Raw genomic sequence first — 16,063 nt, forward strand, 5'->3', positions numbered from 1 at the left:
ACGAAAGGACTTCTTCATGCGCATTCGCCCTACCCTCGTGCAAGACATTCAATGGCTCCCGGACGTCGAGCGCTCGGCGGCCCAGGCTTTTGCCGCCCGGCCGGCGCTGGCATGGCTGGCGCAAGGAGATGTGATGGACTGCGGCGCCCATCAGGCATTTGTCGAAGCTGGCGGGAGCTGGGTGGCCGAGGGGCCGGATGGGCGCATTCTGGGGTTTGCCTGTGCCCGGCTCGTGGATCAGGCGCTGCATCTTCATGAAATTTCGGTGCGCCGGGAGGCCCAGGGGCAAGGTGTCGGGCGCAAGCTGCTGCAGCAGGTGGTCGATGCGGCGCGCCATGCGGGGGCGCGGGAGCTGACCTTGACCACCTTTACCGATGTGCCATGGAATGCGCCGTTCTATGCGCGGTTAGGGTTCGAGGTGATCGATGAGGGGCTGCTGGATGCACGCTTGCAGCAGATTCTGGCGGACGAGCGTGCCCATGGGCTTGCGGGCCGTTGTGCGATGCGCCTTGGCTTAGATATTTAGACCCCGGGGCCGCTTTGCAGCCCATCGCCGGCAAGCCAGCTTGTATGGTTAGACTTGAAGGGAGGAGGAGGGACAAAGCCAGCTTCTGACTGTTAGCGCAGTACAGACCGTGGGAGATCTCGCCCCTCCTCCCTTTTCACCCAAGCGCCGATAAAGAATGCTTCCGGGCTCAGACCGACGAAAGACACAAGCCAGCGCCTCTGGGTGACCCTTCAAGTGCTTCAACACTATCGAGGAGAGTTGCTCATGGCAATGGTGGTTGCTGATTCAAAGCGGCTGATTGGCGTGGATGTGGCCAAAGCGGAACTGGTCATCTGGGACGATGAATCAGCAGAGCTCATAGCAATCCCCAATACCAAAGCAGCTATTAAGAAATGGCTCAAAGGCCTCTCGGGTGCGATGTCCGTGGCCATCGAGGCGACCAACATCTATCACGTTCTGTTTACGGATCTGGCCTTTGAGTTTGGGCATACGATCTACGTGGTAGATGGTTACGCCCTGAGCCATTACCGCAAAGGCGTCAACGTACGCGCTAAGACAGATGCAATTGATGCCCAGCTGTTGGCCCGCTATCTGAAGAACGAAGGACAGGACCTTACGCCTTGGGCGCCGCCACCGGCTATCTATCGACAACTTCTGAGCCTGTTTCGGCGACGTGCGGGACTGGTCCAGGCACGAACCAGCCTGTCTCAGGGATGGGCTAATGAACCGCTACTTAGAGCCGCCTTCAAGACACATCTGCGTGCGATGCAGCGGCTTGAGCTGCTGGTGGAGAAGATGATCAAGGGTCTGCTGGAAAAGGCCGGACTGATGCCTCAGGTAAAGCGCTGCATGAAGGTCGAGGGGATTGGTTTTCTAACGGCTGCACGCCTGACTGCGACGTTTCAGCGTGGCAACTTCAGCGGGGGTGATGCGTTTATCGCCTTTTTGGGTATGGATCTGAGGATTGCGCAGTCGGGGCAGAAAAAAGGGCAATCCAAGCTCACGAAGCGAGGAGACCCCGAAGCTCGACGCCTCCTTCACAACGCAGCCATGTCGGCATGCCGCACGGCAGTATGGAAATCGTACTACGAAGAGCGCCTGGCACGTGGTTTTAGCACGACAGCATCGCTTGTCATGCTCGCACGCAAATTGGCGCGAGTAGTATTTGCCCTACTGAAAAGCGGAGATGAGTATCGGTCAAAAGCCGCTTAAAAAACTTCCCTAAAACCATAGAATCTCCCACCTTGACCGCATCGGCCTCGAGCCATGCGCTATCCCCTGTGGGAGCTGGCTTGCCGGCGATGGGGCCGGTACAGGCAACCAAGGGCCTTTATTCATCTACGCCCACCACTGCACGTTCTGCCAGGCAATACCCGTCCCGCCCCCGGCGCTTGGCCTGGTACAGCGCCGCATCCGCTGCCGCCATCAGGCGCTCGGCCGTCACCCCCTCCCGCGCCAGGTCACCCACGGCAATCCCCGCACTGCACGACACCCGCCCCAGTGGGCTACCTGCATGCTCCAGCATCTGACGCCGCAACAGCTGTTGCACTTCCTGCACCAGCAGCTCCGCCCCGCGGGCATCGGTATCGGGGAGCAGCAGTGTGAACTCCTCGCCCCCATAGCGCACAGCCAGGTCGGCCGGCCGCTTCAGTGCCTGCTGCAGCACCTCGGCAAAGCGCCGCAGGCACTGGTCGCCCGCTGGGTGCCCGTAACGGTCGTTGTAGGCCTTGAAGTAATCCAGGTCGAGCATCACCAGCGCCAGCGAGTAGCCCTGGCGTCGTGCCCGACGCAGCTCCGGCTCGAACACTGCGTCCAGCCGCCTGCGGTTACCCAAGCCGGTCAGGCTGTCGGTCAGTGCCAGGGCCTTGAGGGTCTGGTGTGCCTGGTGCAGCGCCCGCTCGATGACAATACGCTCGCGTAACTGGCGCAACACCACACCACCAAACGCTGCCAGCCCCACCAGCAACAGCAGCAACACTGCCACCGACTTGATCGCATCGTGCCGCCAGGGCGCGACGATCGATTCCCGCGACAAGCCGGCCTCCACCACCAACGGGTAGCTGGCCAGCGCGCGATAGCCATACAGCCGTGGCGTACCGTCCACCACGGCGACCGCCTCGGCCACCCCTTCGCTTGCATGCGGCAGGTGCTTGCGGAAGATCTCGCTGCTGCTAAGGCTGCGGCCAATCACCTGTTCGACGAACGGCCGCCGTACCAGGATAGTGCCGTCGCGCTTGGCCAGTACCAGCGCGCCGCGTTCGTCGATCTTGAAGTCGCCGTAGTAGCGTACGAACCAGTCCACCTTGATGGTGCCCAGCAACACCCCGGCGAAGCTGCCATCGGCGTATTGCAGGCGCCGCGAAATGGGGATGATCAGGTCGCCAGTAGAACGGCTGCGCACCACCGAGCCGATGTGAACCCTGCGGTCGGTATGCTCGCGGTGGTAGATGAAGTAGTCGCGGTCGGCATTGTTGGCATTGGGCGGGACTACCGCCTGGTCGGTAACGATCCAGCTGCCATCCGGGCCATACACGAACAACCCGTGCAACTGCGGCATGATGCTTTTCTGCTGGACCAGCAAGGTATGCAGGCGCGGCCGGTCGATGTGCTCGAAGCCGTCGCCTTCCAGGCGCTCGGCCAGCGCCGCGGTAATTGCGTCGACCTGGCGGATGGCATCTTCGGCATGCTGCGCCGTGGCCCGGGCCAGATTGGAGACCATGTTCTCGGCATTGGTGAAGGCGTGCCGGTAGTCGCGCCAGATGCGCCAACCTTCCACCACGACGAAGGCGAGCATCACCACCAGCATGAACGCGAGTACCAGGCGGAACAGCGCCACGGCCCGGCCCTCGCCGGTTATCGCGAAGAGCCCGTCCTCATCCTGTTTCCTGGCTGCGCACATTGAAATCCCTAGCCTTACCGCGTTCGCCGCGTTTCACTATAGTTCAGCATCATCTGGGCGCAGCCGACCAGGAAAAAGATTAAACCTTTGCTCCCCATTCACCCTCAACCGTACGCGACACTGAGGTCGCGCCACGGTTTAAGGAGTGAAGCATGAGCAGTCTCTTCATCAAGCGTGTCGGTTTTTCCATGGTGTTGGGCTTGGCATCGGTGCAGGCAATGGCGGCGAGTTCCGATGACTTCGTCGAAGCGGCCACCGAGGCCGGTATTGCCGAAGTGGTCACCGGCAAGCTGGCTCTGGAAAAAACTCAGAATGCCGAAATCAAGACCTTTGCCCAGCAGATGGTCAGCGACCACACCAAGGCCAATCAGAAACTCGGCGACATAGCTCGCAAGCTCGACATCTCCGTACCCGATGAGGCGGCAATAACCGACAAGGTCAAGAAAATGATCCTGGAATGGCGAGAGGAGTCGTTTGACAAGTCTTACGTCAACAACCAGGTCGACGCTCACGAAAAGGCGGTGGAGTTGTTCAAGAAGGAAGCCGCATCTTCCGACAAGGCTGAATTGAAGGCCTTTGCCAGCGAAACCCTGCCCAAGCTCGAACAGCATCTGGAGCATGCCAAGGCGCTTCAGGCCAAACACGGCAAGTGAGGCCCGCCATGAGTAACGATGCATTGAAAGCCGAAGTGCTGACTCGCCTGTTGCACGCTCACCCCCAGGGGCTCGGCAAGGAAGTGCTGGACAACTACCGGGGCGAGAAAGCCGTGGCCGGCATGCTCAAGACGCTGCAGGAGGCCGGTTTGATCCAGGATGGCAGCGTTGCGGTGAGCAGCGACCACCAGATCAGTGTGAACTACCCCATCAAACTCTCGGCTGCGGGCGTGGAGGCAGCCAGGCAGGCAGAGTCCTGAGTCAAGCGAGCGTAGCTTGCCTGGCAAAGGCCTCGAGACAGCGTGCCCCAAGCAGTACCGTGTTGATCGCGGGGGCCGCTGAGCGGCCCTTAGCGACAAATGCCACCTTCACGGGGATTTTTCGACGTCCCGCGGTGGCTTGGCAGGTCCTTGAGGGTCGACTTGCGGATCCTCCACATCTGGCGAATCGGGGTCGAAACCCAAGTCCTGGCGTTTGTTCGCCTTCTCGGACGAATGGGGCCCTTGGGGATGTTTTTCTGGCTGTTGTGGTTCAGGCATGAGGCTTTCTCCGGTGAGTGTCTAGGGAAGAAACCACCGGCCGGGAAAAGTTTGATTAATCTACAGCTAGCCGGGCTCGGCATTGAACCAACGCTTCATCACGTTGCTTCAGCTGCTCCTCGAGCTGCTGCAGTTGACGAGCCTGCTCCGTGCACAAGTCGCGCCTGGCCTCGAGGCTCTGTGCCTGCACATCCAGCTGCCGACGCATTTCCTCGCTTGCACCCTGCGCCTGGGCCAGGATCGTGCGCAAGCCCTGGATCTGTGCATCACGCTGCTCCAGCAACTCGTCCTGCGCCCTGCAGGCGCTGGCGGCCTGGCGATGCTCACCCAGCAAGCGCTCGTTGTCGCGGTGCAGGCGGGTCAGCTCGTCCTGCTTGACGATCATGCCTTGCTGCAGTTGACGCACCTCCACCTGCAACTGTTGCAGCTGCGCTTCGTGGCGGCGCTGCTCCTGTTCACGCTGTTCGCGGCTGGCGTTGCGGTAGTGCTCCAGCGCGTCGCGGGCATGACGGTGCTTGTCTTCCAGTGATTTTACCTGCTCCTCCTTGTCGGCCAGGCGCACCTGCAACTCGCCCAGCGACTGGTTGAGGCTGGCACTGCGCAGCTGTTCGGCCTGCAGGGTGCTTTGGGTGGAAAGCAGTTTTTCCGATTCGGCGGCCAGTGCGGCCACATCGATCTGATGCTGTTGGTGCGCCGCAGCCAGTGCCTGCTGGGCAATGGCCAGTTGTGCCTCCAGCTGTTCGCGCTGTCGTGTGAAGGCGCTTTCCGCCTGCTCGATCTTCAGGTCGGCCTCGTCCTGCAACTGGGTTGCCAGTTGCCCGACCATTCGGCTCAGCACGTCACTCAGCGCAATGCCACCCTCGGAAGCCACGGGTTGCTGGCCGTTCAACTCTTTCAGGTAGCGGTGAATCGTGGTCTTGGAGCCGGTGTTGCCCAGCTCGATACGTATCGCATCGATGCTGGGGTTCTCGCCCCGGGCAATCAGCGCCTGACGTGCCTGCTGCACTACAACCTTGTTTATACCGCCCCGGGCCATGCTTGCTCCTACGATTTTGTACCGTGTTATGTACCATGTAATTACATACCGATTATGAAGGCAAGCCATTGCCCGAGCAAACATTTCCTATGGTGGAATAATCACGGCTTATCGCATGTGAATGGTTCCTGGGAGCTGTGCGCGGGGATAAACCAGTACGCCAGACAGCAAAGCGCCCCGCTCGGCTTCAAGCCGGCGGGGCGCTGCAGAATGCTGAAGCAGGGAGCGTCAGCTGTAGTGTTCAACCCTGGCAGGTGTTCTACGCATGAGCACCTTGCCGTTGCGTACCGACACCAGCGCATGCCCCTGACTGCGCACCATTTCGTAATCGTCCGGCGCAGACAGCAGCAACAGGTTGGCCGGCCGCCCCACTTCGATGCCGTAACGCTCGCCCAGGTTCAGGGTGCGGGCGCTGTTGTCGGTGATCAGGTCCAGGCAGCGCTGCAGGTCTTCGTAGCCAAGCATGTGGCAGATGTGCAGGCCGGCCTCCAGAATACGCAGGATGTTGCCATTGCCCAGCGGGTACCAAGGGTCGACGATGGAATCCTGGCCAAAGCACACGTTCATCCCGGCCCGGTCGAGTTCGGCCACGCGGGTGACGCCGCGGCGTTTCGGGTAGTTGTCGAAACGCCCTTGCAGGTGAATGCTCTCGGTCGGGCAAGATACGAAATTGATACCCGACTGCTTGAGCAGGCGGAACAGCTTGTAGCAGTAGGCATTGTCGTACGAGCCCATGGCTACGGTATGGCTGGCTGTCACCCGGGCGCCCATGTCGCGCACCCGCGCCTCTTCGGCCAGCACTTCGAGAAAGCGCGACTGCGGGTCGTCGGTCTCGTCGCAATGCACATCCACCAGGCAGCCGGTACGTTCGGCCAGGTCCATCAGGAACTTGACCGACGACACGCCCTGGTCGCGGGTGTTCTCGAAGTGTGGAATGCCGCCGACCACGTCGGCACCGATGGCCACCGCTTCGGTCATCAGCGCCCGGCCGTTGGCGTACGACTCGATACCCTCCTGGGGGAAGGCGACGATCTGCAGGTCGAGCAGGTGGCGCACTTCGTCACGCACTTCGACCATGGCCTTTAGCGCAGTCAGGGTGGGGTCGGTGACATCGACATGGGTACGCACATGCTGGATGCCATGATCCACCAGCATGCCGATGGCCTTCTTAGCGCGGCTCTTGATGTCGTCGTGGGTGGTGATTGCCTTGCGCTCGGCCCAGCGCTCGATGCCTTCGAACAGGGTCCCGCTCATGTTCCACTGCGGCTCGCCGGCGGTCAGCGTGGCATCCAGGTGGATGTGCGGTTCGATAAAGGGCGCCACCACCAGGTTCTGCCCGGCATCCAGGTCATCGGCAGCGCGCGCCGCCCCCCTTTCGGCCTGGGGCAAGATGGCGGCGATGCGTTCGCCGCTGAGCTCGATGCGGAACAGGCCAGGCTTGCCACGCAGGCGTGCGTTGATGATGTTCATGATGCTTCTCCCTGGGCTTTGCGGGTGGCCCTACCAGCATATTGGCCTAAATCTCATCTGCCCGGTTAGCGCGGACCTTTGTAGGAGCGGCCTTGTGTCGCGAAAGGGCTGCGAAGCAGCCCCAGGATTTCAGCGCAGAAGCACAAATTGCTGGGGCTGCTTCGCAGCCCTTTCGCGACACAAGGCCGCTCCTACAAGAGTCCGCGCAGGGCCATGCAGTGCGCTATTGGCTAGCCAACCCCATCTGCCAGAAGTCCGCCTCCAGGCTGGACGCCTGGCCGAAGATCTCCACCAGCTCGGCAAACCGTTGCTCGGTCATGCTCCGCGCTGCCAGCTCGTCCAGATGCTTGCGCGCCGCTGTGGCGACACCCTGGTAGCCCTCGCCGGCATACTCGGCGATCCACTCGCGGTACGGGTGATTGCTCAGATCGCCAATGCGCTCGGACAACGCCCGGCCAATCTCGGCATAACCGATCACGCAAGGCGCCAGCGCCACATGCAACTCCAGCAGGTCACCCGCGGCACCGCAGTCCAGCACATAGCGGGTATAGGCAACCGTGGCCTGGTGTTCGGGCGCGGCCTCGATATCAGCCTGGGTCAGGCCCCAGCGCGCGCACAGGCGCAAGTGCAGCTCGGTTTCATCCAGAATCGCCGCCAGCCCGGCCTGCGCGGCGCGGATGTCGGCCGGTCGACGGCTCTTGTAGGCAGCCAGTGCCCAGGCGCGGGCGAACTGGATGAGGAACAGGTAATCCTGTACCAGGTAGGTGCGGAAGGCGGCTTCGCTCAACGTACCCTCGCCCATCTGGCGCACGAATTCGTGGTCGACGTAGCTGTTCCACTGCGGCGTGGCGGCAGCCTTGAGGCGGTCGAAGATATCCATGCTCATTTGTCCTCCGGGTAGACGGCATCGAAGAAGGCCAGCTCCAGCGCCACGGTGCGCTGGTAGAAGTCACCCGCCAGCACGGCGTCCTGCGGGCCGACGCGGTCGAGTTCGGCTTGCAGGAAGGCAACGAAGTCCTGGAATGCCGGGTTGTCATGCAGGGTGATCCATTCAGCGTGGACGAAGTTGTCCGGCATCGGCTTTGGCGCCTTCAACGCCCAGTCCAGGTACAGGCCTTCGGCGACGTTGAGCACCGCCAGCGCGGCCGCATAGGACCGGGTGGCCGCCGCTTCGCGCATGATCGCCTTGAAGCCTGCGGTTGGGACGGTGTCGGCTGGTTCGCTGCGTTGTGCGGGGCTTACCCCCAAGGCCTCGAAGGCGCGCAGGAAGTAGGTGTTCTCGTCACTGGAGATCATCCCGGCAAAGCGCCCGAAGCGCAGGCGCGCCTCGAAGGTGTCGGCGGTGGCGATGGCCGCGCCCAGCAGGGTCAGGAAGCTGTCGAGGAAGCGGTGGTCCTGCACCAGGTAGTCGACCATGATCGGGTCCGGCAGGCTGCCGTCGCACAATTGGGTGACGAAGCGGTGGCCAACGGCCGCCGACCAGGTCGGCTCGCTGCGGCGGCGCAGGGACTGGCTGAAGCGTTCGGTCATGTTGCTGTCCTTGATGGGGGGTGACAGCGAGACCGCGGTGATTGGCATGGACGGGCCTCGCAGTGAGGCCGGCAAAAAGGCAGGTTTCAAAGTCCCATCCCTTCGCCGGCATGATCCGGATCAGGTTCGAAGGGTCACCGCGCTGCAGCATCCAGCGGTTTCTCAGCCCGTTCCCGGGCTCCCCTTGGTGGCGCTCAGGTATACCCCAGGGCGCCGAAGCTGTCACCACCCAATCTGTGGGCAATGGGTGACCCACTAGTGGGGGCCCTCACCCATTTTTGACGCCGTGGCATTTAGCGCGCATCAGGCGCCACAAGGATTTATTTAGAAACATATTCCTCGTATTTGGGTTGGCACACCCGTTGCTCCAGCCCCGGAAACGGGCAAATAGCCATGACGGCGCAAACGAGGCGCAAGGCAATGAAAACACCTGCCATGATCCACCCTGCAAGGCATGCATTCCAGCTGTCCACCGTCGCTACGCTGATGCTCGGCCTTGGGCTGGTCACGGCGACAGCGGCGCCCATGGACGACAACAGCATGCCCCCGCCGACCGACCCGTCGGCCTACACTGATCAGCCGGCTGACCCGACCCAGCCCTTGCTGGACCTCTATAGCATGCCAGAGGCGAATCAAGGCTCACTCGAACTGACCGATGGCGTGTACGGTGACCGCAACACGGTAAGCGCAAACAACGTGTTGCCACCGGCCCTGCAAACCGGGGAAAAATACCCCACCAATGGCAAGCCAAGCCCGCTGTTCGGCGCGTTGCCGTTTACCCAGCAGTTACTGCTATTCGAGGAATTCGGCACGGAAAGGCTCGACCCCACGCTGCCGCCGCCCACTCTGACCTTCCCGGTGCCGACCCTGGGCGCGGCACCAGCGCAGGACCCCAACGTGGTGGCCCGCAGCGGCCCCAGCGGTACAGCCCTGGAAGCCTTCCTCAAACAGCCGGGCCTGTACCCCTTCCCGACCCAGTATTCCAACGTGCTCGACCGCAACCCATGGAAGGCGCAGATCGAGATGTTCCTCAACCGCCAACCGGTCGGTTCGCCTGCGGAAGGCCGGCCACCAGGAAAAGGCTGGTCGCACCAGCGCTGGAACGAGTTCTACCCGCAGGCGGGGTTCAAGACCGCCCAGGCCGGTGCGCGCATCAACCTCGGCCTGCGTGACCGCAAGCAACTGCACAACTATGCAGTTGGCGAGTTCGCCCCGGGCGGCCTGTACTACCAGACTTCCGATATCCCGAACACACTGGGCACCACCAAGGGCATCGACACCCGCTTCCACCCGAAGATGCCGCTGCAAAACCACAAGTCGCTATGGACCTTCGACGGCACCTTCCCGCCCAAGCTGCTGATGGTGCGCTATGGCCAGCCGATCCTGATGCGCCATTACAACGCCCTGCCGATCGACCCTGCAGCTAACAACGGCTTTGGTCTGCACACCCTCTCCACCCACGAGCACAACGGCCATTCGCCGGCCGAGAGCGACGGCTATGCCAATGCCTACTTCTTCCCCGGCCAGTATTACGACTACCGTTGGCCGTTGCAGCTGGCCGGCTACGACACCATCAACACCCGCGCCCAGGACCCGCGTGCGGCGTTCCCCTGCTCACCGGGTGAAACCCTGTTCGTCAATGACGCCTCGCCAGGCCTGAAAACCTGCCAGAACGGCAGCATCAAGATTCGTGGTGACTGGCGCGAAACCATGAGCACCCACTGGTTCCACGACCACATGCTGGATTTCACGGCGCAGAACGTCTACAAAGGCAACGCCGTGATGATGAACTACTACAGCGCCCTGGACCGCGGCAACGAGGCCCTGCAGGATGGCGTCAACCTGCGTTTCCCCAGTGGCTCGGGCATGCCGTGGGGTAACCGCGACTACGACGTCAACCTGGTGATCGCCGACAAGGCCTGGGATGCCAACGGCCAGCTGTGGTTCAACCCGTTCAACACCGATGGCTTCCTCGGCGACCAGATCCTGGTCAACTGGCAGTACCGGCCAACGCTCAAGGTACGCGCGCGCAGCTACCGCTTCCGTATCCTCAATGGCTCGGTGTCGCGCTACCTGAAGCTTGCCGTCGTGCGGGAGATCGCCGGCAACAGCGGCGAGTTCAAAGGCCCTACCGGCTCCAACCTTTCATACGCGCGGGTACCGTTCCACATGATCGCCAACGACGGCAACATCATGGAACACACCGTGCCGTTCGACGGCACCATGGACCTCAACGGTGACGGCAACCTGCAGGACAACAACGGCGTCCTGCCGCTGCAGGGTATCGCCGAACGCTACGACATCATCATCAACTTCGCCAAACACGGCATCAAGGTCGGCGACAAGCTGTACCTTGTCAACCTGGAGGAACATCAGAGCGGCAAGGGCCCGGAGGGTGCCATTGCCCTGGCCGATGTGCTGTCGGAAAAATACAAGGCGGTGATCAAGCAGACCAGCAACGGGCCTGAGTGGGACAACGGCGACCCGGCGATCGGCAAGTTCATGCAGTTCGTGGTTCAGCCCTACAGCGGCCAGGACCTGAGCATGGACCCGGTTGCCTATGAACCGGCCAAGCCGGGCAAGGCCGAAGGCCTGAAAATGCTGCCGCTGCCGATAGACCGTAATTCGGCCACCGACCAGGCCAAGCTCAAGGATGCCCGCCATCGCGAGTTCATCTTCGGCCGCTCGGACGGTACCGACACCCAGCCCTGGACCATCAAGACAGATGGCAGCTTTGGCTACTCCATGGACCCACGTCGCATCAACGCGGCGCCACAGTTGACCCAGCAGTCTACCGACGGCGGTTTCAGCGGCGACGGTACCCTGGAAGTATGGAAGATCATCAATGGTGGCAATGGCTGGAGTCACCCGGTGCATGTGCACTTCGAGGAAGGGGTGATCCTCAGTCGCGACGGCAAGGCCCCGCCAGAATGGGAAAAATGGGCACGCAAGGACGTGTATCGCATAGGTCCGGATACCGACTCGTCCAAAGAGGTGGAAATGGCCATCCGCTTCCGCGAATTCGCCGGTACCTACATGGAACATTGCCACAACACCCAGCATGAAGACTCGTCGATGCTGCTGCGCTGGGACCTGGAACACCCAGGCCAGTTCCAGGTGATGCCGACCCCACTACCGGGTTGGGATGGCGTGGAGTACGTGGCTTCGGTTGGGCTGCCGACCTTCCGCACCGAAGGCCATGATAACGACGAGCCGACCAACAAACCGCCGGTTGCGGCCAACGACAGCGCGGCTACCACGGCCGGCAAGCAGATCACCTTGAACGTGCTGGCCAACGACACCGACCCGGAAAACAACCTGCCGTTGACCGTAGTCGGCCTCAGCCAGCCGGACTCCGGCCAGGGCACTACCAGTACCGACGGCAGCACGGTCACCTACGTCCCACCGGCCACGGTAACCACAGCGTTCACCGCCAGCTTCAACTACACGGCTCGTGACGCCAAGGGCGCCGAATCGGTGGCCCCGGCCACGGTCAGCATTGCGGTGAGCCCGGCAGCGGCGGTCGACCAGATCCAGGTCACCAGTGCCACGGTGCAGGTGCGCAGCGGCAACCGCTTTACCTGGGACATTTCGGGCACCACCACGGTGGCCACCGGCAACAGCATCACCGTGACTGCGGCAACCACCAGTGGCCCTCTGCTGCTGGGTACGGCCACGCTGAGTACCACTACCAGCGGCGCCCGTTGGCGCTTGTCGACCACAACCACCGGCAGCGGCCCGGCCACACCGGCGACCGTGACCGTGAAATCGGCGCTGGGGCAGAGCGTGACGGCGCCGGTCAGCATCAGGTAACCGAAAAGCGGGGGCCGCTGTGCGGCCCATCGCTGGCAAGCCAGCTCCCACCTCGACCGCATCGGCTTCAAGCATGTGCAGTCCTTGTGGATGCTGGCTTCCATCTCGCCCCCTGTGGGAGCCGGCTTGCCGGCGATGGGCTGCATGGCAGCCCCGCTACCGTTATCGACGAGGACCGCATCATGTCCGGCTCATGGCGTTTCCTGCTGGTGCTCTCGCTGTTCGCCGCCAGTATCCCGTTCTGGCCGTTGCAACCACAGCAACCCGTGGCCGAGGAAGCTGCAACTCCCTGGGGCGCAAACTATTTCCCCAACATCTCGCTGCTCACCCAGGACGGTGAAAAGGTGCATTTCTTCGACGACCTGATCAAGGACAGGGTGGTCGCCATCAACTTCATCTTCACCGGCTGCTCCGACTCCTGCCCGGTGGAAACCGCGCGCCTGCGTCAGGTGCAGAAAATCCTCGGTGACCGGGTCGGCAAGGACATCTTCCTCTACTCCATCAGCATCGACCCCTACAACGACACCCCCGCCACCCTCAAGCGCTACGCCGAAAAGTTTGGTATCGGCCCCGGCTGGACGCTGCTCACCGGCGAGCCGGCCGATATCGAACAATTGCGCCGCAGCCTGGGCCTGTACATCGATGGCCTGGAAAACGGCCGCTCCAAGGACCACAACCTGAGCCTGATCATCGGCAACCAGGCCACCGGCCGCTGGATGAAGGCCTCGCCCTTCGAAAACCCGTACATTCTCGCCGACCGCCTGGGCAACAGCCTGCACAACTGGAAACAGGCCAGTGCCATGGCCAATGACTACGCCCAGGCTCCCGAGGTGCGCGCACCCAGCAGTGGCGAGCAACTCTTCCGTACCCGCTGCTCGTCCTGCCACACCCTGGGCAATGCCGAGCCCGGACAACCCGGCATCGGCCCCGACCTGCTCGGCGTGACCCGCCAGCGTGATGCCAACTGGCTGACCCGCTGGCTGAAGGAGCCCGACCAGATGCTGGCCCAGAAAGACCCCCTGGCCATGCTGCTGTACGAACAATACAACCGCGTGGCCATGCCCAACATGCGCCTGGGCGATACCGAAGTCAGCGCGCTGATGAGTTACATGGAGGAAGAAACTGCGCGCCTGCAGACGCCGCTGGCCGATAAGGGAAATCCTTAAAGGCAATTGGCCACCAGTCATTAGGCTGTCATCTTACTGTCGTATTTTTCGACCATCACCCAGGGTTGGGAACTATCAGCAGTGATTCGCCGTTCGCTTTCATCCGCCAGCCTTCTGCGGCTGCTGATCCTGATGCTCTGTGCAGCCACCCTGGCCTTTGTCTGGGGGCTGCATGTTTCGCAGAAGGTTGCCGCCCGCCAGGACACGCTGTCGGCCAAGGCCGCCGAGCACCTGAACCTGGCCAGTATCGTTGGCGAAAGCCTGCGCCAGTTGGTGGATCGCGCCCAGGCCGTGGGCCGGGTCGCCCAGGACGACATGAAGATGCTGAGCCAGGGCAGCGTCAGCCTGGCGCGCATGCTTGCCGAAGACCCGGTATTCAAGCGCATGAGCCTGTACGACCGGCAAGGCCGGCTGTTGTCGGCCAGCCATGCCGACGAGGCCGCCGAGCTGCCCGAAGACTGGCTGCGCCAGCTGCAGCGGCACGTTGCCCGCTACGGTTTCAAACCGTTCCTGCCCAGCGTGCAGCCCCCCGGGCAAGCGACCACCGTGCCCAACTGGCACCTGCCCTTCCTGCTGCCGCTGACCAACCCGCCGGGTCGCGAAATCGACAATATCCTGGTGGTGCAGCTGGACATCGGCTACCTGGCGGTGCTGCTGCAGCACATCGACCTGGGCGGCAGCGGGCTGGTGCGCCTGCTGCAGGATGACGGCCTGGAGCGGGTGCGCATCGATAGCAGCGGCGTGGTGGCCGGTGACGCACTGCTGCCCGGGCTGCCGGACAGCGGCAGTGAAGCAGGCATGCTGACCCAGTACGCGGCCGGCGCCCCCTACCAGAGCCTGTACCGACGCCTGCCCGAGCGGGGTTTCAGCGTGGTGGTCAGCCAGCGCCAGGACGAAATCCTCGCGCCCTCGACGCTGGCCTATTCCCGGCAGTTCTGGTTGAACCTGAGCATGACCCTGATGATCCTCGCCAGCCTGCTGTGGACCTTGCGCCTGTTGCGCAAGCGCCAGGAGGCCTTCAGCGCGCTGGAACAGGCGCAGCAGGTCAACCAGCAGTTGATCGACCGCCTCGAGGACGAACACCGGCGCAGCAGCCATGCCGCGGCCACCGACCACCTCAGCGGCCTGCACAACCGCCGCCAGTTCGTCGAGGTGGCCGGCCAGGTGCTGACCCGGCAACGCGGCAAGCGCCGGCTGATGGCGATCCTGTTCATCGACATGGACCGCTTCAAGTCGATCAACGACTCGCTCGGGCACAAGATCGGCGACCTGCTGCTGCAGGCCGTTGCCGGGCGTATCCAGCGCCTGCTGGAGCCCGGCGACGAGGCTTCGCGCTTTGGTGGCGACGAGTTCGTGGTGCTGCTGGCCGGCGAGCGCAGCGAGGAGCAGATCAATGCCTGGGTCCGCGTACTGGTGCAGAAGCTGTCGGCCACCTATGCGCTGGACGGCCAGGAGGTCAACACCAGCCCCAGCGTGGGCGTGAGTATCTGCCCGCGCGACGGCCAGGACATCGACAGCCTGATCCGCAGTGCCGATGCCGCGATGTACTCGGCCAAGCAGGCCGGGCGTGCGCAGTACCGTTTCTTCGACCCATCGCTGAACCTGGCCGACATCCACGCCTTCACCCTCGAACAGGCCTTCGGCAGCGCCCTGGCCGAGCGCCAGTTCGTGCTGCACTACCAGCCACAGATCCGCCTCGACACCCAGCAGGTGCTGGGCTACGAAGCGCTGGTGCGTTGGGACCACCCGGAGTTCGGCCTGCTGTACCCTGACCGGTTCATTGACCTGGCCGAACGCAGCGGCTTCATTGTCGAGCTGGGCTGGGAGGTGTTGCGCCTGGCCTGCGAGGCCCTGTCGGGTTGGGACGCCCAAGGCCGGAAGACGCGGCTGGCGGTCAATGTATCTGCGCTGCAGCTACGCCAGGCAGACTTCGCTGCACGGCTACTGAGCGAACTGCAGCAGTACGCCATCGCCCCGCAGCGGCTGGAGCTGGAAATCACCGAAACCACCATCCTCGACCCCGAAGGCACGGCGGTGGCGCACCTGCACACTCTTCGCGACGCCGGGCTGGGCATCAGCCTGGACGATTTCGGCCGCGGCTACGCCGGTTTTGCCCACCTGCATTCGCTGCCGCTGAGCAAGCTGAAGATCGACCGCTCACTGATTGCGCCGCTGTCCAACAGCCACGACGACAGCCCGATCGTATCGTCCACCATCATCCTTGCCAAACGCCTGGGCCTGGAAGTGGTGGCCGAAGGCGTGGAAACCCGCGAACAAGTGGTGTGCCTGAAGCTTGCCGGCTGCGATATCGCCCAGGGCTACCACTTCAGCCGGCCGCTGTCGCCGGCGCAGCTGCGTGACTACCCGCTCTTCAACGGTGTCGAGGACAAGGCCTGCGTGTAACGCAAGCCAGATTGGGGCTGCTTTGCAGCCAGGACAGGCAATCCAT

Annotated in this window: 13 protein-coding genes and 1 riboswitch; of the genes, 7 read left to right on the forward strand and 6 right to left on the reverse strand. The window is 62.8% G+C overall.

Going from position 1 to position 16,063, the window contains the following annotated elements:
* Nucleotides 1–16 precede the first annotated feature (16 nt).
* Together NY023_RS14305 and NY023_RS14310 are read left to right on the forward strand one after the other, a co-directional pair.
* Nucleotides 17–526, forward strand: a complete 510-nt coding sequence (locus tag NY023_RS14305) for a GNAT family N-acetyltransferase (RefSeq protein ID WP_024087144.1) — start codon at nucleotides 17–19, stop codon at nucleotides 524–526.
* Between the two features lie 246 nt (nucleotides 527–772).
* Nucleotides 773–1,720: an IS110 family transposase gene (locus tag NY023_RS14310; RefSeq protein ID WP_038408539.1), complete on the forward strand. Its 948-nt coding sequence runs from the start codon at nucleotides 773–775 to the stop codon at nucleotides 1,718–1,720.
* Between the two features lie 118 nt (nucleotides 1,721–1,838).
* Here the strand turns inward: NY023_RS14310 and NY023_RS14315 are convergent, their stop codons facing one another.
* A complete protein-coding gene (locus NY023_RS14315) occupies nucleotides 1,839–3,407 on the reverse strand; it encodes a sensor domain-containing diguanylate cyclase (RefSeq protein ID WP_038409652.1) in 1,569 nt (522 codons plus the stop codon).
* Between the two features lie 152 nt (nucleotides 3,408–3,559).
* Here NY023_RS14315 and NY023_RS14320 point away from each other — a divergent pair, with 152 nt between their 5' ends.
* Both NY023_RS14320 and NY023_RS14325 read left to right on the forward strand, forming a co-directional pair.
* The gene (locus tag NY023_RS14320) at nucleotides 3,560–4,060 is read left to right on the forward strand and encodes a DUF4142 domain-containing protein (protein WP_013972651.1); all 501 of its coding nucleotides are present in this window, start codon (nucleotides 3,560–3,562) and stop codon (nucleotides 4,058–4,060) included.
* 8 nt (nucleotides 4,061–4,068) lie between these two features.
* Entirely contained in the window at nucleotides 4,069–4,320 is a 252-nt protein-coding gene (locus NY023_RS14325) for a hypothetical protein (RefSeq protein WP_013972652.1), read from the forward strand.
* Nucleotides 4,321–4,428: 108 nt separating this feature from the next.
* Here the strand turns inward: NY023_RS14325 and NY023_RS14330 are convergent, their stop codons facing one another.
* From NY023_RS14330 to NY023_RS14350, 5 genes are all read right to left on the reverse strand, one after another.
* On the reverse strand, nucleotides 4,429–4,599 hold the full coding sequence (locus NY023_RS14330; RefSeq protein WP_230397094.1) for a DUF6021 family protein: 171 nt from the start codon (nucleotides 4,597–4,599) through the stop codon (nucleotides 4,429–4,431).
* A gap of 55 nt (nucleotides 4,600–4,654) precedes the next feature.
* Nucleotides 4,655–5,635, reverse strand: a complete 981-nt coding sequence (locus NY023_RS14335) for a DNA-binding protein (protein ID WP_023661657.1) — start codon at nucleotides 5,633–5,635, stop codon at nucleotides 4,655–4,657.
* Between the two features lie 228 nt (nucleotides 5,636–5,863).
* Nucleotides 5,864–7,105: a cytosine deaminase gene (gene codA / locus NY023_RS14340; protein ID WP_013972654.1), complete on the reverse strand. Its 1,242-nt coding sequence runs from the start codon at nucleotides 7,103–7,105 to the stop codon at nucleotides 5,864–5,866.
* 223 nt (nucleotides 7,106–7,328) lie between these two features.
* Nucleotides 7,329–7,991 (reverse strand): thiaminase II, encoded by a 663-nt coding sequence (tenA, locus tag NY023_RS14345; protein WP_013972655.1) that lies wholly within the window; start codon nucleotides 7,989–7,991, stop codon nucleotides 7,329–7,331.
* Nucleotides 7,988–8,635: a TenA family protein gene (locus NY023_RS14350; protein WP_024087147.1), complete on the reverse strand. Its 648-nt coding sequence runs from the start codon at nucleotides 8,633–8,635 to the stop codon at nucleotides 7,988–7,990. Before NY023_RS14350 ends, tenA begins: the two co-directional genes overlap by 4 nt.
* An 80-nt stretch (nucleotides 8,636–8,715) precedes the next feature.
* Nucleotides 8,716–8,830: riboswitch (TPP riboswitch) on the reverse strand.
* Between the two features lie 225 nt (nucleotides 8,831–9,055).
* On the opposite strand from NY023_RS14350, the gene NY023_RS14355 reads away from it, so the two are divergent.
* The 3 genes from NY023_RS14355 to NY023_RS14365 all read left to right on the forward strand — a co-directional run bounded on the left by NY023_RS14355 (nucleotide 9,056) and on the right by NY023_RS14365 (nucleotide 16,017).
* A complete protein-coding gene (locus tag NY023_RS14355; RefSeq protein WP_044047050.1) occupies nucleotides 9,056–12,448 on the forward strand; it encodes an Ig-like domain-containing protein in 3,393 nt (1,130 codons plus the stop codon).
* Nucleotides 12,449–12,630: 182 nt separating this feature from the next.
* Nucleotides 12,631–13,614, forward strand: coding sequence for an SCO family protein (locus NY023_RS14360; protein WP_038409654.1), 984 nt, complete (start codon nucleotides 12,631–12,633; stop codon nucleotides 13,612–13,614).
* Nucleotides 13,615–13,695: 81 nt separating this feature from the next.
* Nucleotides 13,696–16,017 carry a putative bifunctional diguanylate cyclase/phosphodiesterase gene (locus tag NY023_RS14365; protein ID WP_013972659.1) on the forward strand — a complete coding sequence of 774 codons (2,322 nt, stop codon included), beginning with the start codon at nucleotides 13,696–13,698 and terminating at the stop codon, nucleotides 16,015–16,017.
* Nucleotides 16,018–16,063 lie beyond the last annotated feature (46 nt).

The organism is Pseudomonas sp. NBB, assembly GCF_032701105.1.
Classification (GTDB): domain Bacteria; phylum Pseudomonadota; class Gammaproteobacteria; order Pseudomonadales; family Pseudomonadaceae; genus Aquipseudomonas; species Aquipseudomonas asiatica.